The sequence below is a fragment of the Mammaliicoccus sp. O-M54 genome (assembly GCF_022386035.1).
Classification (GTDB): Bacteria; Bacillota; Bacilli; order Staphylococcales; family Staphylococcaceae; genus Mammaliicoccus; species Mammaliicoccus sciuri_A.
In genome coordinates, this window is record NZ_JAJNJE010000001.1 from 266,198 (window position 1) to 280,698 (window position 14,501).

Sequence of the window (14,501 nt, forward strand, 5' to 3'; positions counted from 1 at the left end):
ATTAAGGAGGCTATTAAGATGGCGAAGTTAATTACAAGGGAAGAACAACAAGAACAATATACATGGGACTTAACAACTATCTTTTCTTCTGACGAAGCATATGAAGAAGCTTTTAAAGAGTTAGAAGGCTATTTAGGTAAAGAAGAACAATTCAAAGGTCACTTGAAAGATAGTGCAGAAACATTGTATAAAGCGTTATTACTTGATAGTGAAATTGATGAGAAACTAGGTAAAGTTTATGTTTATGCTCATTTGAAACATGATCAAGACACAGCAAATGATAAATACGCTGGATATGAAGCGAAGGCAGCAACACTTGCTAATAAATTTGCGAGTGCATGGAGCTTTATTTTACCTGAATTAATGTCTATTGATGAAGCAACATTAAATGAATTTGTTGAATCTAATGATGATTTAAAAAGATATCAATTTGATATTGAAAAACTTAATAAGAAAAGACCTCATATTTTAAGCGATAAAGAGGAAAAGATTTTAGCTGAAGCAGGGGAAGCATTACAAACACCTAGCAATGTATTTGGTATGTTCAATAATGCTGACTTAACATTTAAACCAGCAGTTGATAAAGATGGTAATGAACACGAACTGACACAAGGTACATATACTAAATTGTTAGAATCTGAAGACCGCGTGTTAAGAAAATCTGCTTATGATAATGTATATGAAGCATATGGTAGTCATAACAATACATTAACTGCGACGTTAAGTGGGAAAGTAAAGACTGCTATATTTAGTTCAAAAGTTCGCAAGTACAACTCAGCTCGTGAACAAGCATTATCAAATAACTTTATTCCAGAAGAAGTATACGATAACTTAATTGCGACTGTACATAAGCATTTACCATTGTTACATCGTTATACAGCTTTAAGAAAAGAATTACTCGGTTTAGATGAAATGCATATGTATGATATGTATACACCTCTTGTTAAAAACTCTTCATTTGAAATGCCATATGAAGAAGCTAAAGACTGGATGGTTAAAGCGTTACAACCTATGGGTCAAACGTACACAGATGTAGTTGAAGAAGGTTTAAATAATAGATGGGTAGACGTTTATGAGAATAAAGGTAAACGCTCTGGTGGTTATTCTTCAGGCGCTCACTTAACAAATCCATTTATTTTACTTAACTGGACAGACTCTATTTCTGATTTATTTACGTTAATTCATGAATTTGGACATTCTGCACATAGTTATTTCAGTAGAAAACATCAACAATCAAATGAAAGTGATTATTCAATCTTTGTAGCAGAAGTTGCTTCAACAACTAACGAAGCGTTATTAAGTGAATATATGGATAAGAACTTAGAAGATCCTGAAAAGCGTAAATATTTATTAAACCAAGAGTTAGAAAGATTTAGAGCAACATTATTTAGACAGACAATGTTCGCTGAATTTGAATATCTTATTCATAAAATTGTAGAAGATGGTGAACCATTAACTGCAGATCGTTTAAACTCTGAGTATGCAGAACTTAATAAAAAATATTTCGGAGATGCTGTTGTGACAGATGAGAACATTGCCAAAGAATGGTCACGTATTCCTCATTTCTATTATAATTTCTATGTTTATCAATATGCTACAGGTTATAGTGCAGCACAAGCATTGAGCAAACAAATATTAGAAGAAGGCGAACCAGCTGTTGAGAGATATATTAATGAATTCTTAAAAGCAGGTAGCTCAGATTATCCGATTGAAGTATTGAAAAAAGCTGGTGTAGATATGACATCTAAACAACCTATAGAAGAGGCAATGGAAGTATTTGAACAGAAACTAAATGCCTTTGAAAAGCTTGTAAAAGAGAAATAAATGTATGTAGACGTTTCCAATATGACAACTGTGTGACAAATTAAAAAAACCGATGTTTTTTGTTGAATTTAGTGTACAGACCATGTTATATTACATACATGAAATTAATCACATAACAAACATACCCCTTTGTTTGAAGTGAAAAATTTCTCCCATCCCCTTTGTTTAAGCACCGTGTAATCAGACACGGTGTTTTTTATTTATTTGTTTGTTCATTCATAGTTAACATCCCAAAAGTTATCTATTAAAATGGTAAGTATAAGTTATAAGAACGTATATTTAACCATAAAGTATGAAACTTAATGTTCATGCTAAAAATTGAGTAGGGCATAAATGTCCAAATTAAAACAGCAGCTATTCATCTTAATGATGAATGACTGCTGTTTTTTTATTTTATGCATTTTATCTAAAGCATAAAAAATAACATCTCATTTCTAACTGAATGAACAAATGAAATGAGATGTTATTTAATTTAAGTTAGGATACAGATCCTATACTTTCTATTATTTATTTTTCTTGAATTTCCAAAAATCTCCGTGTACAGAATCTTGTTGTTCTATATAATTTTGGAGTTGTAATTTTTTTAATTCGCGTTTGACGATTTTCTCTGGCCATTCATATATTGTCGCAATTTCTTGTTCAGAAATAATGGATTGCGACTGTATATAGTCGAGTAATTTTGGAGGGAGTTGTTTCTCAACTTCAGTTCCAATAAGTTCTTGAATGATATACGTATAAATATGATATGGGTATAAACCTTCTACTTTAAGTCCTTCAGAATGTACATCTTCATTAAAGAACACAAGTGATGGTGTCATATTGATATCCATTTCACGTGCAATGTGCAAATCTGTTTGTAAACTTTCAGTCAATGACTGTTCTTTTAAGTCTTTAATAAATACAGATAAATCAATTCCAGATTTGTACGCACATTTTCTAATTAACTCAGTTGTAATGATTTTTTCATGAGGTATAATTTCATTCTGAATTAAGTTTAGAAATCTGCTCGCTCTATTATGTCCTTGTAATTCTGCTGCTTTAAATGCTAAAGCTACATTATCAAATTCACATGTGCTTTGAGCCTGACATTTAGTCAAAACTTTTAGAGATGGGTTCAAAATCTGACGAATTTTAACATATTTTTGATATTCAATTTTTAACTTTGCTAATGTAGCTGATAGATTAAAACAATCTTCGCAAAATGGATCGAAAAATGAATAAATTTCGATTTTGCTTACAGGTGTTAAATCTATATTATTTTGTTCATTAGCATGGATTAGTCTTAATTCTTCGGCCATATTATCCACCTTCAACTATATTAAGCGTTAACCATGTGGTTTGCAGTTAGCTTGAGTCTTTCATATAAATATTCTTGTATATCTTTATTTAATCGAGATTGGGTAAGTGCTTCAAGCATATTCTCTAGCCAAGCATCTCTTTCTTTATTCGTAATTCTGAAAGGTAAATGACGTTGTCGTAACATCGGATGACCATGTTCTTCTGTATATAATGCTGGACCACCCAAAAACTGAGTTAAAAACTGTTTCTGTTTACGACTCGTTTCTGCAAAGTCACCAGGGAAAAGATGATTAATACGATTATCGCGTTCTACGAGATAATAAAAGTGATCAATCATGTCGTACAAATCTTGGGGGTCGATTACTTCATATGGGGTCATAATTTCACCTTTTCTTGCTTATTTCATTATCGATAATATTAATATAACATGTTCTTAAATTTTTGAAAGTATTTCGACTTGTAACGAAAGTAAATTCATGTTCTTTTGCGATCTGCATTGAAAAAGCGTACCACTTTATTATTTGGAATATTTCTTTCTATATTCATGTCATTCAAAATTTTATTAAAAGCTATTTCGCCTTTAGCATAGTCTTTAACTTCGAATTCTAATTCGTAATCTTCAATACCTAAATAAATACTATGATCTAATACTAAAAGTCCTGTGCCTATATCTTTTTCTAATCTATAAGTCGTTAAATCACCAAGTTGTCGCAGATCATTCAATGGAATATTGAACTTATTTAATATTTCAGTAATGTTTTCTGGAAGATATTGTTTGTCTAATCGTTCGCCTTGTTTAGGAACATCCTCAACTATTTCGTTATATTCTAGAAGACCAACTTCTTGTGGGACTTTTAATGTCATTTCATAATTATGATTCTTTTCACGTATTCGTAGTGCCATTTTTTGTGACATAATATCATGATTATTTGTATCTATATAGTAATTTGTTTGTTTAAAAGGCTCACTTTGTTTAAAATAATATTGTTTGATTAATTCATAATCTTCAAGCGTGAGCATATTCTTGAATTCAATTTCGAGTTCTTGTCCCATTTTGATATACACTTCCTTTTACACTATTATTATAGAAGATTTACGGATAAACAAGTAATTATACAAAATTGACTTGATGATATGAATGTTTAAATTAAAATGTGTTAAAATAGATTGGAATAAGGAGGAACAACAATGCGTATTTATGTAAATGAAATTAAAATAAATGATAATCAAATCAAATGTTATACAGACCAACCAACTGAGGGATTAGAACCAGCAGAGCATATGATTGTAGATAGCGATAATCATGCATTTGTATATATGCTTGATAGCGGTGAACAATACCATTATTTATTATTTGTAGAGGAAACATGGTCAATGATTCATGAACACTTCGACAAAGAGGTCATCGTCAACGATCATTTAGTATTAACTTCATTTAAAGAAGAAATGGAATTTTTATTAGATAACATCGCAGATAATCACAACTATGGTAAAGCGTTTGTAGCTTCGGTAGAGGAAGCATTTGAATTAAACAAAGCGGAGTGATGGTTATGAATCAATGGGAAGAATTTTTGGCACCATATAAACAAGCAATTGACGAATTAAAGATTAAATTGAAGGGGTTACGTAAACAATATGAATCTTCAGATAAACCTTCGCCAATTGAGTTTGTTACAGGTCGTGTTAAACCTATCTCAAGTATTATAGATAAAGCAAATCAACGTAATATTCCTTTTGATCGATTAAGAGAGGAAATGTATGATATTGCAGGTTTAAGAATGATGTGTCAGTTTGTTGATGATATAGATATCGTTGTAGAACTATTAAGACAACGTCAAGATTTTGAAGTTGTAGAAGAACGAAATTATATCGAATATACAAAAGAAAGTGGATATCGCTCGTATCATGTCATTATTAGTTATCCAATTGAAACGTTACATGGTCAAACAAATATTTTGGCAGAAATTCAAATTAGAACATTAGCGATGAATTTCTGGGCGACGATTGAACACACTTTAAGATATAAGTACGATGGTGATTATCCTCCTGAAATAAGAAATAGACTAGAGAGAGCAGCTGAGGCAGCATTTTTATTAGATGAAGAAATGTCTGAAATACGTGAAGAAATTCAAGAAGCACAGAAATATTATTCCAGACAGAAAAGTAATAAACATAAACACGATTAGGGGTGAATGCTTTGAAGTATAATATATTATCAAAAGGTGATTCAAAATCGAATGCTTTAATGTATAAGATGAAAAATCATATGAATGACTTTAATATGGTTGAAGACAAAGAATCACCCGATATCGTAATTTCTGTTGGTGGAGATGGTACTTTATTACAAGCATTTCACCAATATAGTCATATGTTAGGTGATGTCAGTTTCGTAGGTGTACATACTGGGCATTTAGGTTTCTATGCTGATTGGTTGCCACATGAAGTTGAAAAACTCATTATCGAAATTAATAATTCAACTTATCAAGTTATAGAATATCCATTATTAGAAGTGATTATTCGTTATAAAAAAGGCGGATATGAAACAAGATATTTAGCTTTAAATGAAGCGACAATTAAAACAGATAATGGCGCAACACTAGTCGTAGATTTAGTATTAAGAGGCGAGCAGTTTGAAAGATTTAGAGGCGATGGTTTATGCGTATCAACACCATCTGGCTCAACAGCTTATAATAAAGCTTTAGGTGGGGCACTTATACATCCATCACTAGAAGCTATGCAAATAGCTGAAATAGCTTCTATTAATAACCGTGTCTTTAGAACAGTCGGTTCTCCGCTTGTATTGCCTAAACATCACGTTTGTCATATACATCCTGTAAATAACGATACATTACAAGTTACGATTGATCATGTAAATGTTAAACATAAAAATATTGAATCTATTCAATATAGAGTAGCAAATGAAAAAGTCCGCTTTGCGAGATTTAGACCATTTCCTTTCTGGAAAAGAGTACATGATTCATTTATTTCAAATGAGGATTAAATATGAAAGTATTACAATATCAAGCAACTTCTTCAATGACTTTGAAGACATTCTTATATGATAAAGGCATTTCTAAAAAGAGTTTAAGCGCCATTAAGCAGAATGGCGCTTTATTAGTGAACAAAAAACATGCTACCGTTAGAAAAGAAATTCATGAAGGTGATGAAATTGATGTCCATTTACCTAATGAATTGCCTAGTCATAATCTAGAACCATTTACGTTTGATTTAAATATTTTATTTGAAGATGAATGGTTTATTATTGTTTCTAAACCTGCCATGATGAATACTGCACCTTCTAGAGAACATCCACATTATAGTTTAGTTGAAGCGGTATTAAGCCATATGATAATGAATGGTGAACGAACGATTCCACACATTGTTACACGTTTAGATCGCGGTACAAGTGGTATAGTTATATTTGCGAAGCATCAATTATTACATCATATGGTTTCAAATACGACAATTAGTAAATACTATGTTGCACGTGTTCACGGGGCTGTTGAACCGAAGAAAGGTGTTATTAAAGCACCAATCGCACGTGCTAAACATTCTATTATAGAAAGAGAAGTTTCTGAAGAAGGAAAGTTTGCACATACAGAATATGAATATTTAGATGGTGATTCTGAAAATAGCATGCTTAAATTACAGTTGTTTACTGGTAGAACACATCAAATAAGAGTGCATCTCGCACATATTGGATATCCTATTATAGGGGATAGTTTATATGGATTTGAAGATGGTCAATATGAGCATCAATTACTGCAGTGCAATCATATAGAATTTATACATCCAATCACTTTAAAACAATTGCATATTGTTGATGAAATGCACTATAACCTAAGCGGTGTAGGTATGATATAATAAATTGTATTTTTATGAGGAGGTGGCAAAGTTGGTTAATGAAAATAATGAAAATTACATCGAAGACGAAGCTTTTGATAAAGAAAAGTTAGACGAACTATTAGCAAATGATGAAATAGACCAATTTAGAGAAGAATTTTTAAATATGCATACATATGACCAAGGTGAATACTTTGAAATATGTGATAATGAGCTTAAACAAAAAATATATCAATTCCTTTCTCCGTTAGAAGTAGCTGACTTCTTTGAAACGACTGAGTTAGATGATGAAGAATACGAAGAAATTTTTCAAAATATGAATGCTAATTATGCAAGTCAAATGTTAAGTGACATGTCATACGATAACGCAGTTGATATTTTGAATGTATTATCTAAAAGTAAAATAGCCACTTTACTCACACTCATGAATCGTGAAGATGCTAGAGAAATTAAAGCATTACTTCACTATGAAGAAGACACTGCCGGTGGTATTATGACCACTGAGTTTATTTCAGTATATTCAACAATGTCTGTTAAAGAAGCGATGTTCTACGTTAAAGAACAAGCACCTGAAGCGGAAACAATATACGTTATTTTCGTTGTTGACGAAAATAAAAAGTTAGCAGGTGTTATCTCATTAAGAGACTTAATCGTTGCTGAAAATGATGCTTATATTGAAGAAATTATGAGTGAACGTGTTATCAGTTCTAATGTAGCTGATGACCAAGAAGACGTAGCACAAACAATGCGTGATTATGACTTGATTGCGTTACCTGTAATAGACTATCAAGATCATTTACTTGGTATCATTACAATCGATGATATCTTGGACGTTATGGATGAAGAAGCAAGTGAAGACTACTCTAAATTAGCCGGTGTATCTGACATCGACTCTACAAATGATTCAGTCTTCCAAACAGCTATGAAACGGTTACCTTGGTTATTAATCTTAACGGTTTTAGGTATGATCACAGCATCCATATTAGGACAATTTGAAGATACACTTTCACAAGTTGCACTTCTTGCAGCATTTATACCTATCATTAGTGGTATGAGTGGTAACTCAGGTACACAATCTCTTGCCGTATCTGTACGTAATATTTCAACAGGTGAAATAAATGAACAAAGCAAATTTAAGCTCGCACTTCGTGAATCTGGTTCAGGATTACTGACTGGTTTCTTCTGTGCAATAAGTTTATTTATTATAATTGTCTTATTATATCGTGAACCTGTATTGGCACTCATCGTTTCAGTTAGTTTAACAATCGCGATGACTGTTGGTACTTTAATGGGTGCAATTATACCGATGTTTATGAATAAAATGAATATTGACCCTGCAGTTGCAAGTGGACCATTCATTACGACAATAAACGACATTGTCAGTATGTTGATCTACTTTGGTTTAGCAACAGCATTTATGTCTTATCTAATATAAGGAGAATAATATGGAGCATTCTAGTTTTACATCTCTCGTTATTGTTGTTATTGCTGCATTTTTAACACCTATACTTGTAAATAGGTTGAAAATTTCTTTCTTACCTGTTGTCGTTGCTGAAATCATAATGGGGATAATCATAGGTGACTCTTTATTTGGATTAGTAAAAGAAGATGCATGGTTATCTATCTTGTCGACGTTAGGTTTTATATTTTTAATGTTCTTAAGTGGTTTAGAAATTGATTTTAACGCGTTTAAGACGAAACAAACTTCTGATGAACAAGAAGGAAATAATATTCCAAGTAATTTATATTTAACGGCTGTCGTATTTTCATTAATTATGGTTTTATCTATTTTATTAGCCTTTATATTCAAATGGACTGGTTTAATAGACGACGTATTATTGATGGTTATCATCATTTCGACAATTAGTTTAGGTGTAGTTGTACCAACAATAAAAGAAATGAATATTATGCATACAAGCATCGGACAATTTATCTTGTTAGTTGCAGTTGTAGCAGATTTAGCAACAATGTTACTGTTAACAGTTTACGGAACAATTAATGCTAAAGGTGATTCACCATTATGGCTTATAGGTATTCTAATCGTCTTTAGTTTTATCTTTTATATTATGGGTGGTTTATTTAAAAAATCACCATTCTTAAAAAAATTAACTTCAGGTACGACTCAAATAGGTATTCGTGCTGTATTTGCACTTATTATTCTACTTGTTGGTTTAGCTGAAGGTGTGGGTGCTGAAAATATATTAGGTGCCTTCTTAGCAGGTGTTATCGTATCGTTATTAGGACCTGACCAAGATATGGTAGAGAAACTAGACTCATTTGGATATGGTTTCTTTATTCCAATATTCTTCATTATGGTAGGTGTGAATTTAAACATTCCATCACTAGTGCAAGAGCCAGGTTTATTAATTATCATACCTTTACTGTTTATTGCCTTTTTAATTTCTAAGTTAATTCCAGTAGCATTTATAGGTAAATGGTATGACCGTAAAACGACAATATCTTCGGCATTCCTATTAACGTCAACATTGTCACTTGTAATCGCAGCAGCAAAGATCGCAGAACAACTTGGAACAATCAGTTCAGAAATATCTGGCATACTTATTCTAAGTGCGGTTATCACGTGTGTCTTTGTACCGATTGTATTTAAGAAGATGTTCCCAATGCCTGAAGAAACTAAGAGAATTGTAAAAGTGAGCTTTATTGGTAAGAACCAATTATCAATTCCAGTTGCTCAAAGTATTCATTCTCACATTTATCAAACTTCAATGTTCTTTAGAAAAGACCTTTCAGATAATAGAAAGTTAGATGAAAGCATTAAAACATATGAGCTGGATGATTATATTGAAGAGGAACTTGTAGAATTAGGTTTATTTGATTCAGATATCATTGTATGTTCTGCAAACGATGATTATATCAATAAACAAGTGGCTTTAATGGCGCATGATCATGGCGTTAAGAGAATTATTTGTAAACAAGAAAATGGTAGTGAAGATGAAGCATTTGAAGGTAAGAACATTGAATTCTTTAGTAGTTTCTTAAGTAATAAAATCTTACTTAAAGGATTAATTGAATCTCCAAACATGCTGAACTTATTAAGTAACGTGGAAACATCTCTATATGAAATAGAGATGAAGAACCATAGCTACCATAATGTTCTGTTAAGATCATTCCCATTTGCTGGGGACGTAATCTTCGTACGTATTATTAGAGGAAAAGATTCAATCGTACCTCATGGTGATACTGAATTACAATACGGAGATAAGTTGATTGTGACAGGATCTAAAGAATATGTTTCACAATTAAAACAAGATATGGAATTTATTTAATAAACTTTGTAAAAATGAGGTTGTATAATAGACCTCATTTTTACTTTTTATTCAATATAAAATAAAAGTATAATGCTTGTCAGGTGGTCTGACCAGTGTTATTATAACGAGTGAATGTTTAGTATAATATACATATTAAAGGAGTATAGTGAATGTTTAATTTAGAAGGTAAAACATATGTAATCATGGGTATTGCGAACAAAAGAAGTATTGGCTTTGGTGTAGCTAAAGTGTTAGACGAACTAGGTGCTAACTTAGTATTCACATACAGAAAAGAACGTAGTAAAGATCAACTTGTTAAATTATTTGAAGAATTAAAAAATCAAAAAGGACAACACATTTATGAGTGTGATGTTCAAAAAGACGATCATGTTGTAAATGCTTTTGAACAAATTGGAGAAAAATTTGGTCATATTGATGGTGTTTACCATTCAATCGCTTTTGCTAACATGGAAGACTTAAGAGGAAGATTTACAGATACATCTCGTGAAGGATTCTTATTAGCACAAGACATTAGTTCTTATTCATTAACTATCGTTGCAAGAGAAGCTAAAAAATTAATGCCAGAAGGTGGAAGCATCGTTGCAACTACTTATTTAGGTGGAGAATTTGCAGTTCCTAACTATAATGTAATGGGTGTGGCTAAAGCAAGCTTAGAAGCAAACGTTAAATATTTAGCACGTGACTTAGGCGAAGATAACATTCGAGTAAATGCAATCTCTGCAGGTCCAATCCGTACATTAAGTGCAAAAGGTGTAGGTGGATTCAATGCAATTCTTAAAGAAATTGAAGAACGCTCACCATTGAAACGTAATGTAGATATTATAGAAGTAGGTAAAACAGCAGCTTATCTATTAAGTGACTACTCAAGCGGTGTAACAGGTGAGAATATTCACGTAGACTCAGGTTATCACGTTGTAAGATAATTAAGAGAACCAACAAAATCTATGATTTTGTTGGTTTTTTTGTATATGTAGTAACAAAAAGATGGGGAAGTGTAAATAAGAGCGGCCATAGTAACAAAACTTGGCCGAAGTGTAACTAAGGCCGCCCATAGTAACAAAAGTCTAGGGAATTGTAACTAAGGCCGCCCAAAATAACATCTTCCACACCAAATAAAAAACTGAAACCGCATTGGTTTCAGTTTTTTTGTTTATTTTAAGTTATTATCATGTATTGGATCGTCTTCAACTGTACGGTTCGCACTTGAACTAATAGATTGTCTATGTGTGTATACATTTCGAACGATTGTCTTAAGTACTGCGTAAGTAGGTACGGCTATTAAGATAGCTACGAATCCACCTAAATTACCTGCAGCTAATATTACTGTAATGATTGTAAGTGGGTGAATATTTAATGATTTACCCATAATGTTTGGTGTAATGACGTTACCTTCAAGTTGCTGACAAATTAAAGTGATAATACTTACCCAAACGAGCATCATAGGATCTTGTATGAGCGCGATTGTTGCTGCTGGTATAAATGCTAACCATGGTCCTAAGAATGGAATCATATTGGTAATCAATGCTAATAATGCTAAAAGTAATGCATAATCTAATCCTACAAAAGTATAACCAAGGTACAATAAGACGCCTAATATAACGCTGACTGTAACTTGACCTTGTATATAAGATTGTAAAGTTTGATTAATGTCTTTACTTAAATTCACGACAAACCATTTCGTACGTCCTTTGAAAGGTCTCGCAATAAACGGTATAAATCTTTCGTGATCTTTTAACATATATATTAAGAAGAAAGGCACTAAGATTAATAAGAACATTGTTGAAACAAATGATGAAATATAACTAAATAAGTTGGTTAACATATCTGTTACGATACCGCTTATACTTTCGATTGAATCATTAATCTTTTGTGATATATTATCTGGTAATCGATCTCTTTGTTGTAATGCATAATCAACAACATGCTGAATTTCACGTTGTATATATGGAATGTTCTTAATTAAATTATTAATTTGATTTGTTAATACAGGTGCAATGATAGAGATAAATAATACAACAATTAGTATTAATGCAACGATGATAATCGAAATACTTCCCCATCTTGGTACTTTCCTTTTTTCTAACATCTTCTGAAAAGGTAAACAAATATAGAATAAGAATCCACCTAATAATAATGGTAGTAATATGGATTTTACGATAATGATAATCGGATAAAATATTTCATTGATTTCCATAAATATTTTAATAATTAGAAACGTAAGGAGAATAGCTATTCCTGTACGAAACCATGCTTTATTTAACAATAGAAGTCCTCCTTATCAAACTTTCTCATACTTTTATATTATAAGCGAAATTACAGAATTAACAATGATAAATAAAATAGTTTCTAGAATTCGTGTATTGTTTGAAAGTTTATATTTTTATATATTATTTTAAGTTGTACGGATTAGAATAATTATAAAGTATTTGTGAATATAAGCGTCTGTAAGATTTTACGCTTATTATTTCAAGAAACCTTTTTTAACAATATAGTAAGCGCTTACAATTTATGTTATGTTCATTTCAAAAAAATATTGATTGTGTATTTATACATGGTATAATCATAACAAGGTAATTTCGAAATTTTCTGAACATGAGGTTATCTTAAGGCTTACAACAAAGGGGAGATTAATTATGGAATCTATTGTTAGCTTTGCGAATGAGATTGTATGGAGTAAAGCGTTAGTATATGGTCTTTTACTGACTGGTGTTTTATTTTCATTTATGATGAGGTTTTTCCAAGTCAGGCACTTTAAAGAAATGATTCGGTTAATGTTTCAAGGGGAAAAATCACCAACGGGTATTTCTTCTTTCCAAGCAATCGCAGTATCATTAGCAGGTCGTGTTGGTACAGGTAACATTGTTGGTGTTTCAACAGCAATCTTTATCGGTGGTCCCGGTGCAGTATTCTGGATGTGGGCTACAGCATTTCTAGGTGCGAGTTCGGCATTTATCGAATCAACACTTGGTCAAATTTATAAAAGAGAAATTAATGGTCAATATCGTGGTGGACCAGCATACTACATAGAATCAGGTATAAAAGGTAAAGCTGGTAAAATATATGCAATTATATTTGCACTTGTAACAGTACTATCTGTAGGTTTATTACTTCCAGGTGTACAATCAAATGCCATTGCTTCTTCAATGAAAAATGCATTTGGTTTAAATCCTTGGATTATTGCTATAGTATTAGCTGTATTATTAGCACTTATCATTTTCGGTGGTATTAAAGCAATTGCAAATGTTGCGACAGCCGTTGTACCTTTTATGGCTATTGTTTACATAGGTTTAGCGATTGTTATTATTATATTAAATATTCAAGAAGTTCCAGGTTTAATTGCATTAATTTTCAAATCTGCATTTGGTGTTGAAGCTGCTTTTGGTGGTATTTTCGGTGCGATGATTGAAATTGGTGTTAAACGTGGACTTTATTCAAACGAAGCAGGTCAAGGTACTGGACCACATGCTGCTGCTGCTGCAGAAGTATCACATCCAGCTAAACAAGGACTTGTACAAGCATTCTCAGTTTATGTAGATACTTTATTAGTATGTACAGCTACAGCATTAATGATTTTAATGTCAGGTACATTTAATACAACAGACGGTGGAACAAATAAAGATGGTTCACCACATTTAATTCATGACAATGGTATTTATGTACAAGGCCCAGATGGTAGTAAAGACGTATCAGGTACAGCGATGTATGCTCAAGCAGGTATCGATAAAGCGTTCTCTGGAGATAACTACACGTTTGATCCAGCGTACTCAGGTTTCGGTTCTTACTTTATTGCGTTAGCATTGTTCTTCTTCGCATTTACAACGATACTGGCATATTACTATATCGCAGAGACTAACGTAAGTTATATCATACCGTCCGATAAACAGAAGATATGGATTATATTAGTACGGTTAATCCTCATTGGTGCCACAATATACGGTTGTGTTAAAACAGCTGATGTTGCCTGGGCGATGGGTGATTTAGGTGTAGGTATGATGGCATGGTTAAATATCATTGCAATTTGGATACTCCATAAACCAGCCTTAAGAGCATTACGTGACTTTGAAATTCAGAAAAAACAAAAAGGATCAGGTTACTATGCTATATATAGACCAGAACCTGATGAAGTACCAACAGCTAAATTCTGGCATGAAGATTATCCTAAACGTTTAAAAGAATATAACTTAGATGATAAATAATTAAACAATATCAAACGCTTTCAAATATACGCTCTCTACTGTACAATAA

At 32.1% G+C, this 14,501-nt stretch carries 13 protein-coding genes; 9 read left to right on the forward strand and 4 right to left on the reverse strand.

Translation table 11 applies throughout. The features are described from left to right. Positions 1-18 precede the first annotated feature (18 nt). Positions 19-1,824: an oligoendopeptidase F gene (pepF, locus tag LQ673_RS01430; protein WP_107565922.1), complete on the forward strand. Its 1,806-nt coding sequence runs from the start codon at positions 19-21 to the stop codon at positions 1,822-1,824. Positions 1,825-2,327: 503 nt separating this feature from the next. Here the strand turns inward: pepF and LQ673_RS01435 are convergent. The 3 genes from LQ673_RS01435 to LQ673_RS01445 all read right to left on the reverse strand — a co-directional run bounded on the left by LQ673_RS01435 (position 2,328) and on the right by LQ673_RS01445 (position 4,176). Next, the gene (locus tag LQ673_RS01435) at positions 2,328-3,122 is read right to left on the reverse strand and encodes a DsbA family protein (RefSeq protein WP_103361597.1); all 795 of its coding nucleotides are present in this window, start codon (positions 3,120-3,122) and stop codon (positions 2,328-2,330) included. A gap of 20 nt (positions 3,123-3,142) precedes the next feature. Further along, positions 3,143-3,502, reverse strand: a complete 360-nt coding sequence (locus LQ673_RS01440) for a globin domain-containing protein (protein WP_049319860.1) — start codon at positions 3,500-3,502, stop codon at positions 3,143-3,145. A 95-nt stretch (positions 3,503-3,597) separates the two neighbouring features. After that, on the reverse strand, positions 3,598-4,176 hold the full coding sequence (locus LQ673_RS01445) for a CYTH domain-containing protein (RefSeq protein WP_126477187.1): 579 nt from the start codon (positions 4,174-4,176) through the stop codon (positions 3,598-3,600). Between the two features lie 135 nt (positions 4,177-4,311). Here LQ673_RS01445 and LQ673_RS01450 point away from each other — a divergent pair, with 135 nt between their 5' ends. The 7 genes from LQ673_RS01450 to fabI all read left to right on the forward strand — a co-directional run bounded on the left by LQ673_RS01450 (position 4,312) and on the right by fabI (position 11,179). Next, entirely contained in the window at positions 4,312-4,668 is a 357-nt protein-coding gene (locus LQ673_RS01450) for a UPF0738 family protein (RefSeq protein WP_025905666.1), read from the forward strand. 5 nt (positions 4,669-4,673) lie between these two features. After that, complete coding sequence (yjbM, locus tag LQ673_RS01455) at positions 4,674-5,309, forward strand: GTP diphosphokinase (RefSeq protein WP_037588886.1); 636 nt, start codon at positions 4,674-4,676, stop codon at positions 5,307-5,309. 11 nt (positions 5,310-5,320) lie between these two features. Then, entirely contained in the window at positions 5,321-6,124 is an 804-nt protein-coding gene (locus LQ673_RS01460) for an NAD kinase (RefSeq protein WP_025905664.1), read from the forward strand. 2 nt (positions 6,125-6,126) lie between these two features. Continuing rightward, complete coding sequence (locus tag LQ673_RS01465; RefSeq protein WP_191835748.1) at positions 6,127-6,987, forward strand: RluA family pseudouridine synthase; 861 nt, start codon at positions 6,127-6,129, stop codon at positions 6,985-6,987. Between the two features lie 31 nt (positions 6,988-7,018). Further along, a complete protein-coding gene (gene mgtE / locus LQ673_RS01470) occupies positions 7,019-8,401 on the forward strand; it encodes a magnesium transporter (protein WP_025905662.1) in 1,383 nt (460 codons plus the stop codon). Positions 8,402-8,411: 10 nt separating this feature from the next. Then, positions 8,412-10,253, forward strand: coding sequence for a cation:proton antiporter family protein (locus tag LQ673_RS01475; RefSeq protein ID WP_126477185.1), 1,842 nt, complete (start codon positions 8,412-8,414; stop codon positions 10,251-10,253). A gap of 152 nt (positions 10,254-10,405) precedes the next feature. Next, positions 10,406-11,179: an enoyl-ACP reductase FabI gene (fabI, locus tag LQ673_RS01480; protein WP_037588888.1), complete on the forward strand. Its 774-nt coding sequence runs from the start codon at positions 10,406-10,408 to the stop codon at positions 11,177-11,179. Between the two features lie 227 nt (positions 11,180-11,406). Here fabI and LQ673_RS01485 read toward each other — a convergent pair whose 3' ends face one another. After that, positions 11,407-12,519 (reverse strand): AI-2E family transporter, encoded by a 1,113-nt coding sequence (locus tag LQ673_RS01485; RefSeq protein ID WP_037588889.1) that lies wholly within the window; start codon positions 12,517-12,519, stop codon positions 11,407-11,409. Between the two features lie 370 nt (positions 12,520-12,889). Between LQ673_RS01485 and LQ673_RS01490 the strand changes: the two genes are divergently transcribed. Continuing rightward, a complete protein-coding gene (locus LQ673_RS01490) occupies positions 12,890-14,452 on the forward strand; it encodes an alanine/glycine:cation symporter family protein (RefSeq protein ID WP_269669427.1) in 1,563 nt (520 codons plus the stop codon). Positions 14,453-14,501 lie beyond the last annotated feature (49 nt).

Coding starts and splice junctions, on each gene's coding strand:
- pepF (WP_107565922.1), top strand. CDS start 19: ATGGCGAAGTTAATTACAAGGGAAGAACAACAAGAACAATATACATGG.
- LQ673_RS01435 (WP_103361597.1), bottom strand. CDS start 3,122: ATGGCCGAAGAATTAAGACTAATCCATGCTAATGAACAAAATAATATA.
- LQ673_RS01440 (WP_049319860.1), bottom strand. CDS start 3,502: ATGACCCCATATGAAGTAATCGACCCCCAAGATTTGTACGACATGATT.
- LQ673_RS01445 (WP_126477187.1), bottom strand. CDS start 4,176: ATGGGACAAGAACTCGAAATTGAATTCAAGAATATGCTCACGCTTGAA.
- LQ673_RS01450 (WP_025905666.1), top strand. CDS start 4,312: ATGCGTATTTATGTAAATGAAATTAAAATAAATGATAATCAAATCAAA.
- yjbM (WP_037588886.1), top strand. CDS start 4,674: ATGAATCAATGGGAAGAATTTTTGGCACCATATAAACAAGCAATTGAC.
- LQ673_RS01465 (WP_191835748.1), top strand. CDS start 6,127: ATGAAAGTATTACAATATCAAGCAACTTCTTCAATGACTTTGAAGACA.
- LQ673_RS01475 (WP_126477185.1), top strand. CDS start 8,412: ATGGAGCATTCTAGTTTTACATCTCTCGTTATTGTTGTTATTGCTGCA.
- fabI (WP_037588888.1), top strand. CDS start 10,406: ATGTTTAATTTAGAAGGTAAAACATATGTAATCATGGGTATTGCGAAC.
- LQ673_RS01490 (WP_269669427.1), top strand. CDS start 12,890: ATGGAATCTATTGTTAGCTTTGCGAATGAGATTGTATGGAGTAAAGCG.